Source organism: Psychrosphaera haliotis, assembly GCF_009728465.1.
GTDB lineage: Bacteria > Pseudomonadota > Gammaproteobacteria > Enterobacterales > Alteromonadaceae > Psychrosphaera > Psychrosphaera haliotis.
On record NZ_WOCD01000005.1, the window covers coordinates 885,475 to 907,017 of the forward strand.

The following is a 21,543-nucleotide window of genomic DNA, read 5'->3' on the forward strand; positions in this document are numbered from 1 at the left end:
CAAAATTCAAAATTCAAAATTCAAAATTCAAAATTCAAATCAGGCAGGCTGATTATTATAAAACGTTAATCGTTACGTTAACATTGCCGCGGGTTGCATTTGAATATGGGCAAACCTGATGCGCTTTTTCTACTAAAGCTTTGGCGTCATCTTTGTCCATGTCACCAAGAGACACATTTAACTCGGCTTCAATACCAAAACCATGCTCAATTGGCCCTATAGAAACACTGGCATTAATAAAAGTATCTTCAGGTAGCGATTGTTTGTCGCCAGCTGCTACGGCTTTTAGAGCGCCAATAAAGCAAGCTGAATAACCTGCCGCGAAAAGCTGCTCTGGATTCGTACCATCGCCGTCATTTCCGCCTAAGGCTCTTGGTGCGCTTAACGATACATCCAATTTTCCATCATCTGACTTTGCAGTGCCACCATCGCGTCCGCCAGTGGTGTGAGTGTGGGCTGTGTATAACACTTTTTGTAAGTCGCTCATAAAATCTCCTTGATTACTTAATACCTTACTGTAGCAACTTACGGTGATTTTGCGTGATTGGATCTAAAATTATTAATCTTAATGAGAATTGTTATCATTTGCATTTACAAGAGGGTTAAACTTGTTTATGCTTTTGCACCTGCTCGGATAGGCCGAAGCTTTTGGCATTTAATTAACTAATTTAAAAGGAAATCCAATGCGTACGTTTAAAATCAGTGCGGTATTTGCTGCGACGATTTTAGCAATGTCTGGCACTGCACAGGCATTCAATAACAGTTCAAGTAACCCAGCCGGCTCACAGGTAGGCGCTGAATCAAAGGCGCAATCAGAATCAACGTCTGAGTCGCAAGAAAACAAAGCCGTTGAAAAAAATGCAGCTTCGGGACAAATAGAAACCATACAGGTCACTGGTAGTTACATTGAAGGTTACGGCGAAGAAGATGTAAACGGCGCATCAAGACTGAACTTAAAAATGGTAGAAATACCACAATCAGTATCGGTAATTAGTTCAGCGCAAATAAAAGATTTCCAACTTAATGACATTAATGCTGCCTTAGACACCGCGACTGGTGTGCGTGTGGAACGAATTGAAACCGACCGTACTTATTACACGGCACGCGGCTTTGATATTACAAACTTCCAAATCGATGGTATTGGTTTACCGCTGATTTCAGGTAATAACCACGCCGATGAAGATACTGCTATTTATGACCGTGTTGAAGTTATTCGCGGTGCGAATGGATTAATGACAGGTGTTGGTAATCCATCAGCAACCGTTAACTTTATTAGAAAGCGTCCAACAAAAACGACAGAGTTTGATTTAGATCTAACGGCAGGGTCTTGGGGTAAATCTAGAATAGAAGCGGATTATTCCACGGCAGTGACAAAAGATGTTGGCGTTAGGTTTGTCGCGGTAAAGCAAAAAATGACTCGTATTTAGATCGCTACAGCCAAGATAAAACCGTAGTTTATGGTTTTGTGGATATCAAAGTATCTGACGACACGCAGTTATCTTTAAGTCATGTAATTAATGACAATGACGCAACAGGCAATACCTGGGGTGCAAACCCGTTATTTTACACTGATGGTACCGCAACTAATTATGATGTAGGTACAAATACGTCAGCAGATTGGTCAATGTGGGACGTTAAAAAAAGCAATACCGTGGCAGAGTTGACTCATTTCATTAATGAAAACTGGGATGTGCGCGCCACTTATTCTAGAAAGAAGACCGATGAAGACTCACAACTTTTTTATGTATATGGCTCTCCTGACAGCACCACAGAGCTTGGTCTGCTAGGTTACGCAAGTGAATATGATCATGATGATGAACATGACTTGTTAGATGTATATACAACTGGTCACTTTGATGCATTTGGCCTACAGCACCAAGTTGTGTTTGGTTTGAGCTATGCAAACATGGATTATTCAGATCTGTCTTTATACGACTACTCAACGCCATACGGTTTCCCTGTGATGCCAGCGTTACCGACTTGGGATGGCAACACGCCTAAACCAACATTTTTAGACGCTAAAACAGGCGCTGATATTAAAACGACTCAAAAGGCGGCGTACTTTACTGCTCGACTCAACTTAGCAGAAGGTTTTCACACCATTATTGGTGGGCGATTTAACGACTGGAACGTAGAAGGTTCAAGTTACGGTGTGGTTCAAGATCGTGGTGACAACGTATTTATTCCATATGTAGGTGCTGTTTATCAAGTAACCCCAGAAGTGTCGGCTTATGCAAGTTATACAGAAACCTTCTTGTCTCAAACTGAAATGGACATTAACAACAATATTCTAGACCCAATTACGGGTGAAAGTGCTGAGATTGGTGCTAAAGCTGAGTTGTTTGATGGTCGTCTTATTGCCTCTGCAGCTTACTTTGACGTAGAGCAAGTCAACGTTGCGAAACTAGACCCTTTAACAGCTAACTTAGGTCCTGAATTACAGCGTCATATTGGCACTGATGGGATCAGCAGTACAGGCTATGAAATTGAACTGGCCGGTCAAATTGGCGACTCCACTCAAGTCAGCTTTGGTTTTACCGACTTTGAAATTGAAGGCGATGAAGAAGTACAAGACTACACACCAGAGACGCTTGTTAAATTGGCAATTACTCATGATTTAGAGGCCGTTGATGGTTTAACAATTGGCGCAAACGTCAATTATCAAAGTGCCACAAGCCGTGTTCAAGGCGTAACTACGGCAGGCGATGCTATTGGCTCGGTAATTGTGACAGAGCAAGATGCTTATGCGTTAGTTAACCTAATGGCCAACTATGAAATTAACGACACAGTCAGTGTTTCATTAAACGCCAACAATGTAACCGATGAAAAGTACATAAACAGCTTGTACTGGGCGCAAGGTTATTACGGTGCGCCGGCTAATTACTCGGCGACAGTTAGTCTGTCTTTCTAAATAAAAAAAATAAAGTAGGGCGCGACATGGTTTTCTGTGTCGTGCCTTTTTTCGTGAGGATTTTAAAATGAGAAAGACACTATTTAAATGGCATTCATGGTTTGCACTTGTGGCCATGGTTCCACTGTTTGTAATTTCAATTACCGGCAGTTTGTTGGTTTTTAAAGTAGAGATTGATCACCTCTTAATGCCAGAAAAATCTACAGTAAAAGTAGAGCCGTCTGCACAGCGATTACCAATAGATGAGCTAATTGAATCGGCGCAAAATACGCACCCAGGCTTTGCCATTGGAAGTTGGGAGCTATTTGATAACCAGCACCGAGCTGATGCTATTTATGTTATTAAACACGGCACTGATCAATGGCATAAAATGTATATAAACCAATATACAGGTGAGGTTTTAGCTGCACCGGTTGATGTTTCACATTATTTCACCGACTGGTTATTAGACTTACATTATCGATTTTTATTAGGCACAACGGGAGCAATCGTTGGTGCGGTTATTAGCATTTTGTTTTTGTTTCTAGGCATTTCAGGAATTGTTTTATACCGTAACTTTTGGAAGAACTTTTTCACCTTACGCTGGGGCAAAGCAAAACGAATCCTGTATAGCGATATACATAAATTTACGGGTATTATTAGTTCGCCAATCATTCTAATATTAGCGTTTACAGGTGGTTACTGGAATATTGCAGAAAGTATCCACGAAGTAACGGAACATGCCTTTGAAGAACACTATTTGATTGAAGCTCCACTGCACAATACTGACCTGTCACTGCAAGGCATGCTTGATGATCAAACTCAGCATCTTAGTAATTTTAAGGCGACATACATGGTTTTACCATACGAAACCTGGCCTAAATATCACCTTCTATGGCCAAGTGGATAGCGCAAATCCTTTGCATAGTGAATATGCAAGTACACTGACTTACGATCCGCAAAACGGCAAGTTGCTTCATGTGGGCGATGTACGTTCAAGTCCAACATTACACGTCATTGTAGATAGTTTTAGGAAGCTGCACTTTGGTTATTTTGGCGGACTCACGTCTAAAATTATCTGGTGCGTGATTGGTTTGAGCCCATTAATTCTAGGCTTTACGGGTTTGTATTTATACTTGGTAAGAAGTCGACGAATTGGCTAGCAAAAAATTAGTTAAAAAGTAGAAAAAAAGGGCAGTTATTAACTGCCCTGATGTTCAATTTAAGTGCAACGGAGACAGTGTTGACTTACTTCTGAACAGAAGCGTGTTGAACCTGCTTTAAGTGCTCAAGCACTTCAGAAATTTCGTCTAAAATCATTTCTCTTGATTCAGTAGACTCAGGTAATTTTTTAGCAATAACCGCAACTGTAGCGGGGTGAACTAGCAGGTCTTTTGCGTGATAACATTTCACGTCGTTCATCGCTGGTAGTTTGCCATCGGCGTGATAATCAGACTCAATTTGCTCTAACGTAAGTGAAAACATGGTTTCCACTGAATCCATAGCAACCGTTAGGTACTCTTTGCATTCAGCATTTTGCTCAATAAATTGAGGCAGTAACTCAGTAGAAAGGCGCGTTAAGTTAGAAGCTTGAGTGGCTAACTCTGAAAAAGAAGCAGAGTTGTGGTTTTGTTTTATTTGCGTGGCTAAGTTTTCATACTTTAGCCACTGATCAGGGTTGCTTATGCTGGAGTCTGCTTCAGCGATTAGTGTATCAGTATTAGACTCTCCACTATTACAAGCAGATAAAAGTACACTACTAGCTAACACAGCAGCTAGAGCTGAAAGGTTGAATAGTTTCATTTGAGGTTCCTATTAAGTAAGCAATAAACCTATCTTAATGGTAATGATTCTCATTTGCAATAAGGTTTTGTTAACTTTTTGCGTCTTCAATAATAAGTGGCATATTTACCCACCTCCAAGGGAAAGGACAAGACATTCCGGGTGTGCAGGTTTGCGAGTTTGCAGCGTCAATAACGTGATCAAAAGATATTCTTTTTGAAATACGAATACGTTCCATTTTACGAATTTTTTTACTTTGCCCATAAGCACTTGGTTTTTGTTTTATGCTTGATGGCTGCGCTTCAATTGCACTTTTATCTTCGCTGCTAATTTGCGTGCTTGCATGTGGGGCTTTAGAGCTCTGATTTTCCGATAACTCGGCTTGTAAAATTTTAAGTTGTTCCTTGGCTTCAGGAACTTTTAATTTTACAGCCTTTTTATAGAGCCTAAGTGCTAAGTCTGTGTCTTGTTCAACATAAAGGCCTCTGTGGTAAAAGTGGCCCATTTGGAAAATTGCAGAAGGCTCTTTTTGTCTTAGAGCAGAGCGTAAATAGTTTAAGCCTTTCTTTATTTCAGGCTCTTCGCCTGTTCCGTCAATAAACATGATGCCTAAAGCAACTTTAGCGAGTGCAGAGCCTTCATTGGCAAGTCGTTTAAGTTGATTTTTTTCAGCTGAGCAGTCGCTCTTACAAAAATCTATTATCTCAAAGTTATCACTTTGAGCCTGAAAGGAGAAAACCAATATTAAAGTTAAAAAAAGTGCTTTCATACTAATTCCTTGTTTGATAAATAAACACTTTTTAACCTTAGCTTATTTATCAGAACAAAGAAATACCTGCGATGGATCAACCAAAAATCGATCGCTTAACCCTTCTCGCCCTAATAACATTAGATAACTCATATCAGAGCGATCCGTTAATGTGATTTCAATTTCAAACGTTAACCCACCAATGACCATGGGCGTTTTAATTACATAACGTTGCTCCGATGTGCCGTTTGAAGACTTAATTCGACGTAAGTCGTGAATTTCAGCCTTACAAGTAACTATCTTACTTACGTTATGAATATCTGGATGAATATCAAACTGAACCGCACGTTTGCCATCAATTTTGCATTTCGTAATGTTATCAACGTGTAAAGACGAGGTTTTTGCGCCCGTATCTACACGCACTTCAAGTTCAGAAATAGCCAACTCAGGGAGTTGGCATACTTCTAAATTTCCGATAATTAATTTATCTGTCATGGTGTTCTCTATTACTGATCTAAGCCACCAGATAATTCTGGCAACAGCTGTTCTTGTACGTTTTCAATATGTTCAACAATGTCATCATCTTCTTCACTGAAAAAGGCAATATGGAACATAGCTTCACCTTCTTGTACTAAAGGGATATTTTGTTGACCAATAATAATGCCATTTTTCTCGGCAATGACTTTATTAATAACGTTACCGTAAGGGCTGCCAATTTCAGCTAGCACATCGCCTTTTTCAACCTTGTCACCCAACTTCACTTTTGTATTAAAAATGCCGCTAGCGTTTGCTCTGTACCATTTACTGCTATTAGCAACAGCACATGACGGGTTCTTTTGTTTATTTTTACGCAACATACCAAAATGGCGCAAAATATTTTTAACGCCCTTCACACCCGCTCGTATTGAAAACTCATCAAAACGAAGTGCTTCACCTGCTTCATACAACAATACTTTGGTTTTAGTATGACTCGCTGCTTCACGCAACGACCCTTCTAAAATGTCCGCATTGAGTACCACAGGAACACCAAACAGTTGTGCTAAGTGGTTTGTTTCTTCATCTTTTAAATTGGCTCTAATTTGAGGCAAGTTTGAGCGATGAATAGCGCCCGTATGCAAATCGATACCGTAATCACACTTGCTCACAATTTCAGTTAGAAACTTGTTCGCAACTCGTGATGCTAATGAACCTTTTGCCGAGCCTGGAAAGCTTCGGTTTAAGTCACGTCGGTCAGGCATGTAACGACTTTGGTTTACCACGCCATATACATTCACAATGGGTACCGCGATTAACGTTCCGCAAAGTACCTTAAATTTAGGATTTGAAATAACACGTCTAATGATTTCAATGCCGTTTAGTTCGTCGCCATGAATGGCCGCACTAATAAAAATAGTAGGGCCAGGTTTTTTCGCGCGAAAAACATGAATCGGCAATGACACATCAGAGTCTGTGTATAACTTTGCAACTGGCAATTCAAACTTAACGTTTGTGCCCGGCAAAATTTCATTACCGTCAATAACCAACGGAGCTTGTGCCATTAGCCTTTACCTTTTGTACGGTTGTTGTTTGGTTTTGCGTTTTTAGCAATGGACTCAAACACCATAGATGCAACGTCTTTTCCGGTTGCTGTTTCAATACCTTCAAGGCCCGGAGAAGAGTTTACTTCCATAACCATAGGGCCATTAGAGGATTGCAGTAAATCAACACCACAGAAATTTAATCCCATCGCTTTAGCCGCATTTACAGCAGTTTCACGTTCTGCTTTTGTTAGCTTCACTAAGGTTGCGCTACCGCCGCGATGCAAGTTAGAGCGGAACTCACCCTCAGCACCCTGACGTTTCATGGCTGCAACTACTTTACCGCCGACCACTAAACAGCGAATGTCTGCGCCGCCTGCTTCTTTAACAAACTCTTGCACTAATATGTTTGCTTCTAAGCCCATGAATGCTTCAATAATAGCTTCAGCCGCCTTGTTCGTATCGGCTAAAACCACGCCAATACCTTGCGTACCTTCAAGTAACTTAATAACCAGTGGTGCGCCACCAACGTTTTTAATCAAATCTTTGATCTTGTCTGGGCGACTTGCAAAACCAGTGCGAGGTAAGCCAATACCCTTACGTGATAACAACTGTAATGAACGTAACTTGTCACGCGAGCGGCTAATCGCAACCGACTCATTAATAGAGTAAGTACCCATCATTTCAAATTGGCGAACTACCGCTGTACCGTAAAACGTTACTGACGCACCAATACGAGGAATAACCGCATCGTATTTAGGCAGTTCTTTACCATGATATCTAACCGTTGGTCGGCTCGAAGTAATGTCCATGTAACAATGTAAAGTATCAATAATATCAACTTCATGGCCTAACGCTTCACCCGCTTCTTTTAAGCGACGTGTAGAGTACAGGTTTTTATTACGGGACAAGATGGCGATTTTCATTAGTAGCCTTAATAAATTAATTTATAAAGAAAAATTAGTTGAGCAAAGGTGCTCGTTAGTTACTCAAGACTAGAACAAAAGCGTCAAATAACGGAACTTTTTTTTCATTATTTTTAAAAATAATTAACGCATTAATGGATAAAAAAAAGTCGGTCACATACTATATTAAGAGATAGCTTTAAAATTCAGTGACTCTCAAGGAATAACAGAGGCTGAATAACCCAAAATAACAAGGAGTCTGCATTGATATCTCGAGTGGTCATTTTACTTACCATGGTTGTCTGTTTTTCATCATGGGCATTTGCCTCGGAAGTCTTAGAAATAAAGGCTGAGCCTTATGTTAAAACCAATACTCGGGTAGGGCAATTAGCCTTTTTCAAAACCTATCAACAGTCCTTCAAATCAGCCGGAAATGTCACCGAACTTACTCTTGAAGAAGGTCAAACCTTCAAAAAAGGGGATGTACTTGCCAAGGTCGACACTGACGATCTTTCTTCAGAGTTAAATCAGTTGATTGCTGAAAAAGCGTTCGTAAATAAAGAAATTGAACGACTTAAAAAATTAAAGAAAGTGAACGCCGTTTCTCAAAGTGATGTCGACCGACAGCGTTCACTGTCATCACAACTTAGAGCACAAATCATTCGTACACGAGAGTTTCTTGATGCCGCGCTTATTGTTGCGCCTTTTGATGGCGTAGTAATTAGTCGTCCCATTGATGCTGGAGAGTTTGTTAGTGCTGGGCAAGCGGTGTTGTCTATTGCACCAATAAATGAGAATTTTGTGGTGGAAGTAGCGGTACAAGATCAGCTTCTCACTCACTTGGCTGTGGGCCAGAAAATAATGTTGGAGAATAGAACAACAGAAGGAAAGTTACTTGGCGAAGTTAAAACCGTACCGCAAATGCCAGACGCCAGTACAGGACTGTTTGTTGTGAAAATAATGGTCACTGACACCGAAAATACCCGCGTCGGCTCTTTATATAATGTGACGTTAACGCAATCGATGAATATGGTGTATCCGGTTCCTGCGGAGTATGTGCAACTCGACTTTAACCAAACGGCTATATTAATGGTGAACAGCGGCACAGAAAAAGCAAAACCAAAAAGACTGAAGGTTATTGATCATAGTCCTGACCTTATTTACATAAAGGCAGATTCTCAGTCCGCTATAAAAATAGAAAAAATGGATTAATGCCAATATGTTGCATTCGGTAAATCAATACTTGTCTAAAAACGTTCGCTTATTAGGATTGTTTTTAGCCATGGTCTTTTTGTTGGGCGGTAATTCGCTGTTGAATATGCCCAAAGCGGAAGATCCTCAATTCATGCTGCCTATTAGCATTGTTGAAATTATAGCGCCAGGCATGTCACCGGCATTAATCGAAACGCAAGTTATTGAGCCAATAGAGCGCTCCCTTGATTTAGTTGAAGATATTAAAACTATTGAATCCCGCGCAAGGCACGGTTTCGGTCAACATACTCATTAAGTTTATTCATGGTACTAACCCGCAAGATGGCTTTGATGAGATTGTTCGTGCCGTGACTCGTATACGTGGTGAGTTGCCAGACTCAGTGCAAAACATTGTTTACTTTAAAGCATCGCCAACAACGGTAAATGTACTGCAATTAGCGGTTTCACATCCAGATAATGACTGGCAAACCATAAAACGTGGTGCCACCAAATTAAAAAACCTACTGCAAGCATTGCCCAATGTGCAAGAAGCTGGAGTATGGGGACTGCCTCAATTAGTGGTCGCGGTAAATGTCGACCCTGCCAAGCTCATTCAATATAAAGTCAATATCCAAGAAGTGATGCAAGCAGTAGCCAACCGAGGTGAAGCGAGTCATGCGGGATATTTAGATGACAAGCAGGTTCGTTTTACCATCAATCTGTCGGGGAATATAAGAACGTTGAGCAACTAAAACAAACTGTGATTAAGATGCACGACGCGGCGCAAATAACCTTAGCCGATGTCGCTAACGTTGAAATAGACTTTAATAAACCAGACAACATTGCCTTTGTAGCCGACAAGCCTGTGGTATTTGTGACGGCACAACAACGAATGGGCGCCAACATATACAAACTAGGCTCGCAAGTTGAAGGTGTTTTACAAGAGTTTGAAAAAGCCCATGGCGACTTACAAATTCAAACCATATTTGCTCAAGAAGACAGTGTTCATTATCGTATTAACGGCTTTTTAAGAGACCTAGCCAGCGGCCTATTACTAATACTGCTTTGCTTATTTTTCTTCATGGGTTTCAAACAATCATTCTGGGTATCTTTAGCATTACCAATCACTATTTTTGCCACCCTCACTATTATGAATTTAATGGGATTTGTTATGCAGCAAATGACCATTGCAGGCTTGATAGTCGCACTAGGTTTGCTGGTTGATAACTCCCTAGTGGTGGTTGAGCAGTTTGTTAAGGTGCAAGACAAAGTGTCCAACCGAATGGAAGCGATTAAACAGGTGATTACCGATGTGGGCTTACCTCTGGTTTCCGGTACGTTAACAACGGTGTTTGCGTTTTTACCTTTGTTATTGCTTCAAAGTGATACCGGCGACTTTATGCGTGCACTGCCAGTGTCTGTTTCCATATCGTTATTGGTATCGTTAGTGGTGGCGTTAATTGTTTTGCCAGTATTAATGAGCGTATTTGGCGTATCAAAAGAGTCCAGTTGGACCTTAGCTTACAAGTTAAACAAGTTTGCAGATGGCTGGTTCTCAAGGCTTCTGAATCGCTTATTAAAAAGACCTGCACTGGTACTTTTAGTCTTTGTTATTGGTGTGGCTGGCTGCATAAGCTTAATGTCTAAAGTGGGCGTGAGTTTATTTCCAAAAGCTGAAAAAAGCATGCTGGTGGTTAATTTAGAAACACCAATGCAGTCGTCGTTAAAATATACCGAGACCGCTGCTTTGCAATTAAGCGAAGAGCTACAAAAGCTTAAACACGTAAAAAGTGTAGTTACAACGGTGGGCGCAACAAGTCCACGAATCTACTATAACCATACCTCAGACCGAGGCCGTGCGAACTTTGCTCAACTGTTAGTCATTGCTGACGATTATGAAAAAAACAAAATCCAAAACATGATCAATACAATACGAGAAAAGTATTCAGGCTCTAGTTTAGGCAAGGTAAACGTCTTTGAATTCCAGCAAGGTCCAGTCACTGACAGACCAATAACCATTCGTATTTTAGGCGATGACTTAGACCAAATAGGCCAACGAGCCGCACAAATACAAAAATACATTGCCAGCCTTGAACATACTTTTGATGTGCGCAATATCACCGCTGAGTCGGGTTTTGCATATGATATTAAAATCGATGAAATAAAAGCTCATCAACGCGATGTTGATCTGCAGTCAGCGGAACAACAAGTTAGTCTGTTAATAGACGGTGAATTTGCTGCTGAAATTAACGACCGCTTTGGTCAAGCCTTCCCTGTACTCATTCGCAGCAAACAAGAGTCTGTAGGCGCGTTAGAGTCAATGTATATTAAAAATAGGCAGGGGTTAGATATACCGCTTTCGTCTATTGCGAAAATAGAGGCTTCAAGACTTAAACCGGCTTTTTATCATTATCAACGTATAAGAATGGCGCGCGTTTCAGCCGACGTAATTAAGCCTGGAAACGTTGCCAAAATTACTCAAAACATTGAAAGCTACATGAATGAGTTAAGCTGGAAAAATGGCTTAAGTTACAAAGTTGGTGGTGAAGAAGAAGCCAGAAAAGAAAGCTTTGGCGGCCTATCACAAATATTAATTGTGGTGGTGGTGAGTATTTTTGTACTGCTGTTCATTCAATTTAATAGCTTTGCCCAGCCGTTAGTAATTATTAGCTTGTTACCTATTGCTTTTGCTGGCGCTGTGTTTGGTATGTTTGCTACAAACCTCAGCTTTTCCATGATGGCCTTCATTGGTTTAATTAGCTTAATAGGTATTATGGTAAACGATGCAATTATTGTTGTTGACGGTTTTAATCGAGGTCGATATCGCTTTAATTCAGCCAAAGAAGCCATGGTGTCGTCGGTGGCAAGTCGATTCACTCCGGTGATTTTAACGTCGTTAACCACGATTGTAGGTTTACTGCCGCTTACCCTTTACGGTGGTGACTTATGGCAACCTATGGGAATAGTGATTATTACCGGTTTAGCTTTCACAACGTTGGCCTCATTAATATGGGTTCCGGCGTTCACACTAATTTTGTCTAGGCGTAAAAACTAGCCGCCTTATATGGTAAGCTTTTAGTTAATTTAAGCAGCATGCACTCTAATTTTAGAGAATTACTTTCGATGGAGAAATAAAGTAATGTACGAGGAGTTTTTTGGGTTATCAAGAAAGCCGTTTCAGTTGACCCCAGATCCAGAGATTTTTTTCGCGAGTACAGGGCATCAAAAAGCGCTGTCTTATTTGCAATATGGATTAACTCAAAGCGAAGGTTTTATTGTTATTACTGGTAACGTAGGTACTGGTAAAACAACTATCGCTAATCACCTTATTTCACAACTTGAAGAACAAAATATTGTTGCACGTCAGTTAGTGACGCCAAATTTATCACCAGATGACTTAATCGTTGCTATCACTAAGCTATTTAAGCTTCATCCTGAAGGCAATACAAAAGCCGCTCACATTGCAGAGCTGACCGACTACATGAGGCGTTTAAACGCGCTGGGTCGCAGAATGCTACTAATCATTGATGAAGCGCAAAACTTACCGGTAGAGTCTATTGAAGAGCTAAGAATGTTATCGAACATTCAAGTAGACGGTAAATCTATTATTCAAAGCTTTTTATTGGGGCAGTCGGAACTAGAAGGCATTTTAAGTGCACCTATCATGGAGCAATTTCGCCAACGTGTCATTGCGTCGGCAAGCTTAACGCCACTTAGTGAACAAGAGCTTTCTAACTACATTAACTTTCGAATGAATAAAGCAGGTTGGCAGGGTGAACCTCTGTTTTCTGAGGAAGCGGTATCTGTAGTCCATAAGTTTACCGACGGTATTCCACGAAAAATTAATACCTTTTTAGATCGCGTTTTGTTATTCACCTACATGGAAGAAAAACACGCAATCGATGTTGAAGTGATTAATGATGTAATCAAAGAAGTATCCAGCGAATTAAACCATCAAGTAGACGATGGGCTCGACATGATGAGAAGTCATCAAGTTCCCGCAACAGCATCCAACCCAAATGCCGGTGGTGTTAAAGCACAACTTGCTGGTGGCGACAAAGATTTTAATCCTACGGACTCCGAACTGGCTGATTTAAATTCAGCACTGATGGACGGTGGTTTTAATAGTGAAAAAATCGAAACATTATTGGAATCGTTACTAATGATGAATCGTCGCTCTTTGCTTGTTCAAAGCCAAATTTTGAAAGAGCTAAAAATTCAGAATGAAGGCAAAAGTGCTGGCGGCAACGAGAGCAACAAAGCTAAGCCAAGTAGTTAAAGAAAAAGGTCAAAGCCAAAAGCCAAAAGCTATATTAAAGGTGAGCTTAGTAGTTAATGTAAAAGGTTATACCCAACCGAGATACTTGAGTGATGTTAAAAATATTTGACATGGTTAAAAAATGACACTATATTCCTGTGATGGCGGATGTTAAAAATATTTAACACCGAATTCAATACGTGCTTTTACTAGCTGAAAAGGAAATTATTATGTCATTTAACGAAAAATCGGCTTGGGTTATGTTTATCGTCCTACTTATTCCAACAGGGTTGTATTTTAGTAGTGTGTATTACTTATCTGCAGCCCTCGGCTATTTAATTGAGCCATCCGTTCCAAAGTTAATTATGTACACCATTATTCTGGTGGTCTTGTCTATTGTTGGGCAAACCCTGATTGCATTGTCGTCTCCTAAAGATGCAAATGCGGGCTCAGATGAGCGTGACAAAATCATTGAGACTAAAGCTGGGCATTGGTCAGGTTACGTTTTAGGGTTTGGTGCAGTAACGGGATTAATTCACTATCTAGCCTTTAATCAAGGAAGCATGTTGTTTTATATTATTTTTGGAAGCTTAATAATAAGTCAATTAATTGAGTACTTAATGCAAATTATGCTTTACCGCCGAGGTTATTAAAATGGCGAAACTTCTCCCAATTGATAACAACGTGAAAGAGCTTCGTGAGCGCCACAACAATATGACGCAAGGGCAGTTAGGTGAATTAGTCGGGGTAACTCGACAAACGGTAGCTGCCATCGAACAACGCCGTTACTCACCGTCTTTGGAAACTGCATTTAGGATCGCGCGTGAATTTGGCGTTGGCTTAGATGATGTTTTTACTTGGCAAGGCCAGAGTTAATCTGGCTTTATGTCTTTCAAATTGTACTTTTCAATTAACGAATAAAGAGTAGGTCGGGTAACACCAAGTAACTCGGCTGTTCTCGACATATTATGTTTAGACTGTGCAAACGCCATTCTAATAGCCTGACTTTCAGCGTTCTCTCTCACTGTTTTTAAGTTTAGCTCAGTGATTTCGTCGTTATTCGTTTGAACGTTATAAAAGCCTAAGTCTTCAGCTGAAATTAAACTAGCATCAGAGATAATAACCGCAGATTTTAGCTTATTCTGAAGTTCACGAATATTCCCCGACCAATCATGTGCCAACATGGCTTGTATCGCGTCTTCGGTGAAACCTCTTACATTCTGCGAGAACTCTTGATTGAATATATGAAGGAAATGTTTTGCTAATACCACCACGTCACCACTTCGAGCGCGCAAAGGCGGAATCTCAATAGTCACTTCACCAACGCGATAATATAAATCTTCACGAAATTCTTCGCGTTTAGACATTTCCGGAAGGTTTCTGTGTGTAGCGCAAATAACCCTTACGTTTACTGAAATCTCATTTCGTCCACCTACGCGCTCAATGACTCGCTCTTGTAAAAAACGAAGCATTTTAGCCTGCAGATTTAAAGGCATATCACCTATTTCATCTAAGAATAAAGTACCGCCGTTGGCAAATTCAACTTTACCTTTAGTGGTTTTCGCGGCACCTGTAAATGCGCCTTTCTCATAACCAAAAAGCTCACTTTCAAGCAGGTTGTCTGGGATTGATGCACAGTTGATGGCAACAAAAGGGCCTTTATTTCTTGGGCTAGATTCGTGAATGGCTTTAGCAAATACTTCTTTACCAGTACCACTTTCGCCAAGCAAAAGCGTAGTAATGTCTGCTTTGGCAATTTTCTCAGCAAGTCGACAAGCCTTTTGAATGTCTGGACTGTTACCAATGATGCCACCAAATGGATTGTGGCTTTGTTGCAACGAACGATGTTCATCTTCTAGTTTAGCTAAATTAAACGCACGACCAACAATAATAGACAAGGTATCCATGTCGATAGGTTTTTGATAAAAGTCATATGCACCAAGCTCTATGGCTTTTAATGCGTTTGTTTTATCAGAGTTGCCGGTGACTACAATAACTTTAGTATTGGGTGCAAGGCTCATGATATCCGCTAAAACAGCAAGGCCTTCAGAAGCATTAGTTGGATCAGGCGGTAAGCCTAAATCTAGAGTCACGACTTTAGGCTCGTGGCGGCGAAGTTGGGAAATAGCTTTTTGGCGATCTTCAGCAAAAATCAGTTCGTATCCTGACAAACCCCACTTTAGCTGTTTTTGAATTCCTAAATCGTCTTCAACGATTAATAACTTGTCCATTAGTTTTCCTTACTTGCAAGAGGTAAACACATTACAAATGTAGTGCCTATGCCCAAATCGCTATTTACAGTGAGAATGCCGCCGTTTTCAGACGCAAAAGTTTTGGCTTCATATACGCCAACGCCCATTCCTGCGTTGCCTTTAGTTGTCTCAAAAGGCTTGAAGAGTAGATTATTAATGAAATCTTTGCTCATTCCAATGCCTGTATCCGAAATTATGATCTTTATATTTTGTTTCGCACTGTCTAGCGTTAGCTTCACCAACACAGATCCGTTTTCGTCTGTCGCTTGTTGCGCATTATCAATGAGGTGGCCGATAACGGAACTAAACCTGTCTTTGTCCAAGTCCAGTGACAGCTCATTTGGGTGTGCAACATAAATAGGGCTAGGCGCTCTATCTTGGAAATCACCAACCAGTTCCGATAACGTCTTGTTTAGCTCAATGAGCGCCGCCGAACTTCGTTGTTGTTGCTTCTCTTTTAACTGTGAGAGCATTTTATCCATTCGCTCTTTGGTATGCTCTAGAGTTTCAAAAGTGTCATCGATAAACTCTTGATTATTTCTATATTTTTTACTGTTACTAACGATCATTCCAATTTGAGCAATGACATTTTTTAAGTCATGAACAACAAAGGCTGACATTCGATTGAAGGCTGCAAATTTCGCATTTTCTTCTAGTCTTACTTTTGCCTCATTAGACTTTATAAAGCCAGCAACTTGAGACGATACAGCGGTGAGATAATCTTTTATTTCCCAGTTAACTTTAATGCGGTCGGCATTTTTACTCGATAATAAAAAGCATCCATGTAATTTATTGCTGATAAAAATAGGCAAAATAATTTCAATACCATCAGACAACAAACCCGCTACTTTACAATCATTAAAGTGTGTTTCGTATTCAGTACGGTGAAACTCTGGCAAATCTATAATCCAATGGCTTTGTTCTAGGTTTGGAATTAAGCAGTGTAGTTCTAATAAGCTTTTATGAGACAAACCAAATACATCTGAGGTAACTAGCTCTAAATGCTCATGTTGCAACATAATATAAGCACCAGTGGAATAGTGCAGAGAGCCACATACCCCTTTTAAACTAGTTTGATAAAAGTCTTGGTTGGCGTCGGTTTCACTTAAAGTATTGGTTAACTTGAGCCATTCTTCACGATAATCAAACTGGTTGGCATAAAAGTGCTTTTGAATATAGGTTCTAAAGTATTTTCTTAAAGACTCAGAGATAAAAATATACGCTAGCGCTACTAAAGCTCCAGCAACAAAAACGATTTGTAAAATACCGGACCAAGCGGCGCCAATTTGCTGTATCACATACCCTGTCATGGCCATGATTAACAAATAACCGCCAGAAAACAGCAATAATGAACTGTTAAGAACCACATCTCGGGAAATAAATACGCGTAAGTTCCAGCTTGATACTCGCTTCATACTAAGCAGTAAAAGAGGCGTTAACATGGCATAAATATACGGACGAGAGGCCAGATAATTCACATCAACGGCACTAAGTAATAACGCGTTAGACATCATGATTAGGTGAAATATATTAACCATAGCAAGACCGAGCACTAATGGTTTGTAGGCCCACTTCTGCTCGCCGGCACTTCGGTATATTTGCTCAATCAAAATAAGCTGAATAATGCTGCCTAATAAACCGCCACCGATAACTAAACGTAACTCCATCGCTTCATCAAAAAACGGTGAGAAGATAGCAAAGTTAAAAATTACAATTAAAAAGATGATTGTAAGTACATACTTACTTCTGAGCATTTTACTCATAGAAATAGGCTGGTTATCTAAAATAGACAACAATAACAATGACCACATTCCAATTTGTAACGACTCTAAAAACGGAGAAATAAAGAATGGAGATGAAGAGAAGGTAGCGCCGAGAGCATAACCAACAGACCATACAATCATCATGACGTAGGTGATTAAAAAGACCGCGCGAAGAGGCCCTTTTGCATTGCTACCAAACAATAGTGCTGAGGTTGATAAATAGCCAATCAAACATAACGAAAGGCCTACAAAATATGCAATTTCCAAAACTAGTTCCTATTATTTTTATTGTCTAGTTTGTTTAAGTAACTTATGTATTTCCGACACAGGAATGGCGTAACTAATCCCACTAGGATCTGATAATACATTTTCCCGTGTTGATTTCACCAACACACTGTTAATAATCGCGACAACCTTGCCCGTAGCAGTTTCAATAACAGGGCTGCCACTGTTGCCAGGATACGCAGTAACATCAAGTTGATACACGTAAAGTGGATTTCTTAAGCGTTTAATCATTTCAATCGACAACTGACTGGCGTTTTTCTGTGGTATAGCTTGCGGAACAAAAGCAGACACATAACCAATATGTATCGCCTTAAATAGTCCCAAAACAGAACCAATAGGCAAACCAGAAAGCATGATTTGACTGCCAGCAGGGGCGTTATAATCACTATCACTTAACGTTAAAGCAGGCAATACGGCATCAATTTCAATAATGGCCACGTCTGCACGTTCGTCTTGAGCAATCAACTTTGCAGTATAAAAACGTGCTTTTTTACCTTCACCAACATGCACCGATATTTGAGCCTTGTCGGGATCATAGGCCTTACCGTTAACAACATGATGATTAGTGGCAATAATACTCTTAGTTGCCGAAGAACGAACCACAAACCCTGTACCAAGCAGCTGATAACGCGGTGCACTTAGCGGATTGTAAACACCAACGCCAACTACTGAAGGTTTAGTTTGTGCGGCAATCGCGGGTAAGGAATTAGAGCCTTGAGCAAAACTTGGAGAGGAAAACATAACTAACGAAATAATAAGCATTAACGCAAAATAAACAGCTGATTTAGCTGACGTTAAAGCTGACTCAATTTTAGTAACAGCTGAATAACCAACGCGTACACTAACGTCTGACATCAATGAATTAAATTCTTTTCTATTTGTTAGCGCCATTGACTGGCTCCTCTTTAAACTTCTCTTTCATATTATGTATGAATTTCCTACAAATATGTGGAATTAATACATGAAGCGGCATCTTAATTAAATGGCTTCGCATATATAGCCAAAACAGCCCAACGTTATTAATAAAATTGCCTTGAGCAATGCTGTCTGCAGTAAACACAAATTTAAATGCTGGAACTGTCACATAGAAGGTAATAGCGTTTTTACTAACTAAGCTTTCTACTTGTTTATGTTCCAATTCTTTGTCCAAGTTTTTTAAAACAAAAAGCAACGCGAGGTGAACATAATCATCTAAGCCAAGTGCCTTACTTCTTTCTAATATTAATTTATGCGCTGACTCAGTTTCTTCCTCACCATCAAGCTCCTGGTAAAGAATAATTAAATCGGTTATGTCCCTTATTGCATGGGGGAATTCACCTTCGGTAAATAGGTGTGTAGCGCTATGAATAAACCTATCAACTAAGTCAAAGGTCAGCAGTGGGACTTGTTTCAGTTTGATTGTTTTTAACTTGTCCGCATTGAAGTGCTTTTTATTGGTCAGCGGCAGTATATTGTGATGTAAATCGATAGTTGTTAAACGGTCTTTGTGAATTAAAGGCTGTATTTCGTGCATCCATTCTCTAAAGTAACGCTTGTCGTAGTCAGTTTCTTTTTTGTGGAACCAGCCCTGTGTCATCAACGCAATTTCAGCATCACGGATTTTTGAGTGGTCCACAAGTATATCAATGTCGTTAAAAATACGGCCATGTTTACAGTTAGACGAAACAGCGATGTACGCAGCACCTTTCAATACAGTCGTATCAATACCTCTACTTACTAAAGTGTTAGATATATCTTCTAGCTCTCTATTAATATTGATCTCTTGCTGCTCTACAAATAAGTTACAGCTCGTGAAATGGGGAACCACTCTGTCTGGTACATGTTTTTCGACGCTGTTTGACTGTAAGCGCCACCAAATACGGCCAAGCATATTTTGGTCACGGCCATGGGAAACCACTTTTGACCAATCATACATAGATAACTTGTTGGCCAACTCAGGGTTATTAAATAAAGATATTAATAAATTGCTCATAAAGTTAGGGCCTCAAACCATTCTAAAGCGGCTTTGTTGTCGCCATAACGTAAATTAAAACTTGAGGTGCCATCAATAAATTCGGTTAAAGTATTGAATCCGGATAACCCTAAAATATTGTAGTTAAAAGAGTTGGCTATTAATTCAAAAAAAGCGCTATCTTGTGACATAGGGTCCGTTGACAAGGCTTCGTTTTTACTAAATTTAGGCAGAATAATATGAGTTGCTTTAGATTTTTGATCAATGTTTGCCACTGAAGCGTCCGGAGCTTTAAACAGGCAAACGTCACCTTTGTGAGTATCTTTTACAATATTTGAATGCGCCACATTTGGGAAAGCTTGTTTAATGACAGAAATAGATTGGTTTTTTAGGTTAATGGGGCGCGCTAATGGCTGAATTAGGCCTGAACTGGTTTCAATTAAAGTAAGCTCGTCAGACAAAAGGCGCCATCCAGAAAAAACTAAAAGTGCGGTAAGGGTGCTTTTACCTGAACCAGGTGGCGCTGGCAATACAACACAAATACCATTTTTTTCGACAACGGCCGCGTGGATCATAAGATATTGGTGTGCATTAGAAGAAATACACCAATTTAGGCCCCATTCAAACATAGGGAAAGCTTGATTTGCAGGAATAGGAGTAAATGGCTCCTGGTCGCCTAGCTGGAAAAAGCACTGTTTTCGAAAAAATTTTCGTATTAAGGAGTGGGAATTTCTCAGTGTGATTTCAAAATCTACAAAATGCTCATCAGATAACACTTCAAATTCGCTGTATATTTTTGCAATTTCTTCATATACATTTTGGAAGTCGCTTTTGACGGCGATAGAAAACGGGCCAACATCAAATTTTAGCGTTTTTCCTGACTCTAGTTTTGACTTAGCTAAATCCTTTAGTTTCAACTACTAGCTCTCTATAAGTGCTCTCTGTTGTAAAGAGTTTAACGTATTATCGACAGCTAACATAGCGTGTTCTTCACTGCAGTCGAGGTCTTGAACAATAACTTCAGTTAGCTCTGATTTGTTCTCAACACCAGAGGATAGTGCTGTAAAAAAGGTTTCAACATCTATAGGGATAAACAATGTTTCGGAAAGTTTTATATTATAAATATAAGTACCGTGACCTTCATGAGTTCGAGTCACGGTATTTGATCTAAATTTTAGCAAACTGTATCAGCTTCCCAGCCCAAGTCACCCTGGCCTTCGTGTACTAAATTTACCAAAATAAGTTTAGCGTCTCTGTAAGCAACTCTTCCTTGCTCGTAATCTTTACAAAATGCTCTTATTTCGTCTTGAGTATAAGGGTAACCAACAGCGCCATACAAAGGGTCAGCATTTAAATAAGCCGTTAACATAAATCTATCAACCTGAGTAACAGAGTGACCGTTAATGTTTGCAGTTTCACCTGAACCACTCCAATTGCTAGGGCTTAGTACGTCTCGTACTTGAGCTGCAAGCATTGAACCTGGAAAAATGCCGCCAATACCGCCATAAAACTTATCATAATAATAGTCAGGCAGTTTGCTGCTTCCGCTTATTGACTCACATCCATTAGAAGCTTGGGCACTTTGACTATTAGAAGCCCACGAAGAACCTTTTGCTTTGTTTTTCTTGTTTTTCTTACTTTTATGCTCGTGAAAATAACCAGGACTAAAGCCATTAAATTTGGTCAAATTAGTGCTTCTAGACATCGCACCTGACTGGTTTCCAGAGGTTGCGCTAGATGTAGCCCAAACTGGAGCTGCAGCCACGGCTGTAATTACAGGCGCAATATTAGCGCTCTTAATTAAAAGCTTACGTCTTGAAGACTGTAATTCAGTTTTGGAATCTTTGATCTGCTTATCCATATTTGTACCACCAGAATATTAATCGCTATTGGTCTAATTATAACCAGACTCAATAAATTTATAAAGAAGCATCTGCAATTAACGAGCCTAATTTTAAGTATATGTTTTTATTGATTAATTTAATATTTCGAGGCGTGGTT

At 39.9% G+C, this 21,543-nt stretch carries 22 protein-coding genes and 1 pseudogene; 10 read left to right on the forward strand and 13 right to left on the reverse strand.

Features of this window, described 5'->3' with window-relative positions:
* Nucleotides 1-55 precede the first annotated feature (55 nt).
* Nucleotides 56-487, reverse strand: coding sequence for an organic hydroperoxide resistance protein (locus GNP35_RS14805; RefSeq protein WP_155697052.1), 432 nt, complete (start codon nucleotides 485-487; stop codon nucleotides 56-58).
* A 196-nt stretch (nucleotides 488-683) separates the two neighbouring features.
* Between GNP35_RS14805 and GNP35_RS16420 the strand changes: the two genes are divergently transcribed.
* From GNP35_RS16420 to GNP35_RS16425, 4 genes are all read left to right on the forward strand, one after another.
* Entirely contained in the window at nucleotides 684-1,427 is a 744-nt protein-coding gene (locus GNP35_RS16420) for a TonB-dependent siderophore receptor (RefSeq protein WP_330997839.1), read from the forward strand.
* A 38-nt stretch (nucleotides 1,428-1,465) separates the two neighbouring features.
* Nucleotides 1,466-2,911: a TonB-dependent siderophore receptor gene (locus GNP35_RS14810; RefSeq protein WP_330997840.1), complete on the forward strand. Its 1,446-nt coding sequence runs from the start codon at nucleotides 1,466-1,468 to the stop codon at nucleotides 2,909-2,911.
* Between the two features lie 67 nt (nucleotides 2,912-2,978).
* Nucleotides 2,979-3,800 carry a PepSY-associated TM helix domain-containing protein gene (locus GNP35_RS14815; RefSeq protein WP_330997841.1) on the forward strand — a complete coding sequence of 274 codons (822 nt, stop codon included), beginning with the start codon at nucleotides 2,979-2,981 and terminating at the stop codon, nucleotides 3,798-3,800.
* A complete protein-coding gene (locus GNP35_RS16425) occupies nucleotides 3,793-4,053 on the forward strand; it encodes a PepSY-associated TM helix domain-containing protein (RefSeq protein WP_330997842.1) in 261 nt (86 codons plus the stop codon). Before GNP35_RS14815 ends, GNP35_RS16425 begins: the two co-directional genes overlap by 8 nt.
* Before the next feature lie 85 nt (nucleotides 4,054-4,138).
* Here the strand turns inward: GNP35_RS16425 and GNP35_RS14820 are convergent, their stop codons facing one another.
* The 5 genes from GNP35_RS14820 to rimK all read right to left on the reverse strand — a co-directional run bounded on the left by GNP35_RS14820 (nucleotide 4,139) and on the right by rimK (nucleotide 7,863).
* Nucleotides 4,139-4,693 carry a hypothetical protein gene (locus GNP35_RS14820; RefSeq protein WP_155697053.1) on the reverse strand — a complete coding sequence of 185 codons (555 nt, stop codon included), beginning with the start codon at nucleotides 4,691-4,693 and terminating at the stop codon, nucleotides 4,139-4,141.
* Nucleotides 4,694-4,763: 70 nt separating this feature from the next.
* Nucleotides 4,764-5,441, reverse strand: a complete 678-nt coding sequence (locus GNP35_RS14825; protein ID WP_155697054.1) for a tetratricopeptide repeat protein — start codon at nucleotides 5,439-5,441, stop codon at nucleotides 4,764-4,766.
* A gap of 42 nt (nucleotides 5,442-5,483) precedes the next feature.
* Complete coding sequence (locus tag GNP35_RS14830; protein ID WP_155697055.1) at nucleotides 5,484-5,915, reverse strand: ATP-dependent zinc protease family protein; 432 nt, start codon at nucleotides 5,913-5,915, stop codon at nucleotides 5,484-5,486.
* Between the two features lie 11 nt (nucleotides 5,916-5,926).
* A complete protein-coding gene (locus tag GNP35_RS14835; protein WP_155697056.1) occupies nucleotides 5,927-6,958 on the reverse strand; it encodes a succinylglutamate desuccinylase/aspartoacylase family protein in 1,032 nt (343 codons plus the stop codon).
* Complete coding sequence (rimK, locus tag GNP35_RS14840; RefSeq protein ID WP_155697057.1) at nucleotides 6,958-7,863, reverse strand: 30S ribosomal protein S6--L-glutamate ligase; 906 nt, start codon at nucleotides 7,861-7,863, stop codon at nucleotides 6,958-6,960. Before rimK ends, GNP35_RS14835 begins: the two co-directional genes overlap by 1 nt.
* Before the next feature lie 243 nt (nucleotides 7,864-8,106).
* Here rimK and GNP35_RS14845 point away from each other — a divergent pair, with 243 nt between their 5' ends.
* The 6 genes and pseudogenes from GNP35_RS14845 (at nucleotide 8,107) to GNP35_RS14875 (ending at nucleotide 14,167) form a co-directional block, all read left to right on the forward strand.
* Nucleotides 8,107-9,054: an efflux RND transporter periplasmic adaptor subunit gene (locus GNP35_RS14845; protein WP_155697058.1), complete on the forward strand. Its 948-nt coding sequence runs from the start codon at nucleotides 8,107-8,109 to the stop codon at nucleotides 9,052-9,054.
* A gap of 7 nt (nucleotides 9,055-9,061) precedes the next feature.
* On the forward strand, nucleotides 9,062-9,349 hold the full coding sequence (locus GNP35_RS16155; protein ID WP_155697059.1) for an efflux RND transporter permease subunit: 288 nt from the start codon (nucleotides 9,062-9,064) through the stop codon (nucleotides 9,347-9,349).
* Nucleotides 9,306-12,088 (forward strand): annotated as a pseudogene (locus GNP35_RS14860) (efflux RND transporter permease subunit). Before GNP35_RS16155 ends, GNP35_RS14860 begins: the two are co-directional and overlap by 44 nt.
* Nucleotides 12,089-12,172: 84 nt before the next feature.
* Entirely contained in the window at nucleotides 12,173-13,312 is a 1,140-nt protein-coding gene (locus GNP35_RS14865) for an XrtA/PEP-CTERM system-associated ATPase (protein ID WP_155697062.1), read from the forward strand.
* Between the two features lie 209 nt (nucleotides 13,313-13,521).
* Complete coding sequence (locus tag GNP35_RS14870; protein WP_155697063.1) at nucleotides 13,522-13,944, forward strand: hypothetical protein; 423 nt, start codon at nucleotides 13,522-13,524, stop codon at nucleotides 13,942-13,944.
* A 1-nt stretch (nucleotide 13,945) separates the two neighbouring features.
* Nucleotides 13,946-14,167, forward strand: a complete 222-nt coding sequence (locus tag GNP35_RS14875; protein ID WP_155697064.1) for a helix-turn-helix transcriptional regulator — start codon at nucleotides 13,946-13,948, stop codon at nucleotides 14,165-14,167.
* Here the strand turns inward: GNP35_RS14875 and prsR are convergent.
* From prsR to GNP35_RS14910, 7 genes are read right to left on the reverse strand one after another with little or no spacing between them, the layout of a single operon-like run.
* Entirely contained in the window at nucleotides 14,164-15,522 is a 1,359-nt protein-coding gene (gene prsR, locus GNP35_RS14880; RefSeq protein WP_155697065.1) for a PEP-CTERM-box response regulator transcription factor, read from the reverse strand. The two genes, GNP35_RS14875 and prsR, sit on opposite strands and share 4 nt — an antisense overlap.
* Nucleotides 15,522-17,573, reverse strand: coding sequence for an XrtA/PEP-CTERM system histidine kinase PrsK (gene prsK / locus GNP35_RS14885; protein ID WP_155697066.1), 2,052 nt, complete (start codon nucleotides 17,571-17,573; stop codon nucleotides 15,522-15,524). Before prsK ends, prsR begins: the two co-directional genes overlap by 1 nt.
* Nucleotides 17,574-17,591: 18 nt before the next feature.
* Complete coding sequence (locus GNP35_RS14890; protein WP_155697067.1) at nucleotides 17,592-18,482, reverse strand: S1 family peptidase; 891 nt, start codon at nucleotides 18,480-18,482, stop codon at nucleotides 17,592-17,594.
* Nucleotides 18,466-19,563, reverse strand: a complete 1,098-nt coding sequence (locus GNP35_RS14895; RefSeq protein WP_155697068.1) for a nucleotidyltransferase family protein — start codon at nucleotides 19,561-19,563, stop codon at nucleotides 18,466-18,468. Before GNP35_RS14895 ends, GNP35_RS14890 begins: the two co-directional genes overlap by 17 nt.
* On the reverse strand, nucleotides 19,560-20,459 hold the full coding sequence (locus GNP35_RS14900) for an HprK-related kinase A (RefSeq protein ID WP_155697069.1): 900 nt from the start codon (nucleotides 20,457-20,459) through the stop codon (nucleotides 19,560-19,562). The genes GNP35_RS14895 and GNP35_RS14900 overlap by 4 nt, the downstream gene beginning before the upstream one ends.
* Before the next feature lie 3 nt (nucleotides 20,460-20,462).
* A complete protein-coding gene (locus GNP35_RS14905; protein ID WP_155697070.1) occupies nucleotides 20,463-20,723 on the reverse strand; it encodes a hypothetical protein in 261 nt (86 codons plus the stop codon).
* Nucleotides 20,717-21,403 (reverse strand): hypothetical protein, encoded by a 687-nt coding sequence (locus GNP35_RS14910; protein ID WP_155697071.1) that lies wholly within the window; start codon nucleotides 21,401-21,403, stop codon nucleotides 20,717-20,719. The genes GNP35_RS14905 and GNP35_RS14910 overlap by 7 nt, the downstream gene beginning before the upstream one ends.
* Nucleotides 21,404-21,543: the final 140 nt, after the last annotated feature.

Coding starts and splice junctions, on each gene's coding strand:
- GNP35_RS14805 (WP_155697052.1), bottom strand. CDS start 487: ATGAGCGACTTACAAAAAGTGTTATACACAGCCCACACTCACACCACT.
- GNP35_RS16420 (WP_330997839.1), top strand. CDS start 684: ATGCGTACGTTTAAAATCAGTGCGGTATTTGCTGCGACGATTTTAGCA.
- GNP35_RS14815 (WP_330997841.1), top strand. CDS start 2,979: ATGAGAAAGACACTATTTAAATGGCATTCATGGTTTGCACTTGTGGCC.
- GNP35_RS14820 (WP_155697053.1), bottom strand. CDS start 4,693: ATGAAACTATTCAACCTTTCAGCTCTAGCTGCTGTGTTAGCTAGTAGT.
- GNP35_RS14825 (WP_155697054.1), bottom strand. CDS start 5,441: ATGAAAGCACTTTTTTTAACTTTAATATTGGTTTTCTCCTTTCAGGCT.
- GNP35_RS14830 (WP_155697055.1), bottom strand. CDS start 5,915: ATGACAGATAAATTAATTATCGGAAATTTAGAAGTATGCCAACTCCCT.
- GNP35_RS14835 (WP_155697056.1), bottom strand. CDS start 6,958: ATGGCACAAGCTCCGTTGGTTATTGACGGTAATGAAATTTTGCCGGGC.
- rimK (WP_155697057.1), bottom strand. CDS start 7,863: ATGAAAATCGCCATCTTGTCCCGTAATAAAAACCTGTACTCTACACGT.
- GNP35_RS16155 (WP_155697059.1), top strand. CDS start 9,062: ATGTTGCATTCGGTAAATCAATACTTGTCTAAAAACGTTCGCTTATTA.
- GNP35_RS14865 (WP_155697062.1), top strand. CDS start 12,173: ATGTACGAGGAGTTTTTTGGGTTATCAAGAAAGCCGTTTCAGTTGACC.
- GNP35_RS14870 (WP_155697063.1), top strand. CDS start 13,522: ATGTCATTTAACGAAAAATCGGCTTGGGTTATGTTTATCGTCCTACTT.
- GNP35_RS14875 (WP_155697064.1), top strand. CDS start 13,946: ATGGCGAAACTTCTCCCAATTGATAACAACGTGAAAGAGCTTCGTGAG.
- prsR (WP_155697065.1), bottom strand. CDS start 15,522: ATGGACAAGTTATTAATCGTTGAAGACGATTTAGGAATTCAAAAACAG.
- GNP35_RS14890 (WP_155697067.1), bottom strand. CDS start 18,482: ATGGCGCTAACAAATAGAAAAGAATTTAATTCATTGATGTCAGACGTT.
- GNP35_RS14895 (WP_155697068.1), bottom strand. CDS start 19,563: ATGAGCAATTTATTAATATCTTTATTTAATAACCCTGAGTTGGCCAAC.
- GNP35_RS14910 (WP_155697071.1), bottom strand. CDS start 21,403: ATGGATAAGCAGATCAAAGATTCCAAAACTGAATTACAGTCTTCAAGA.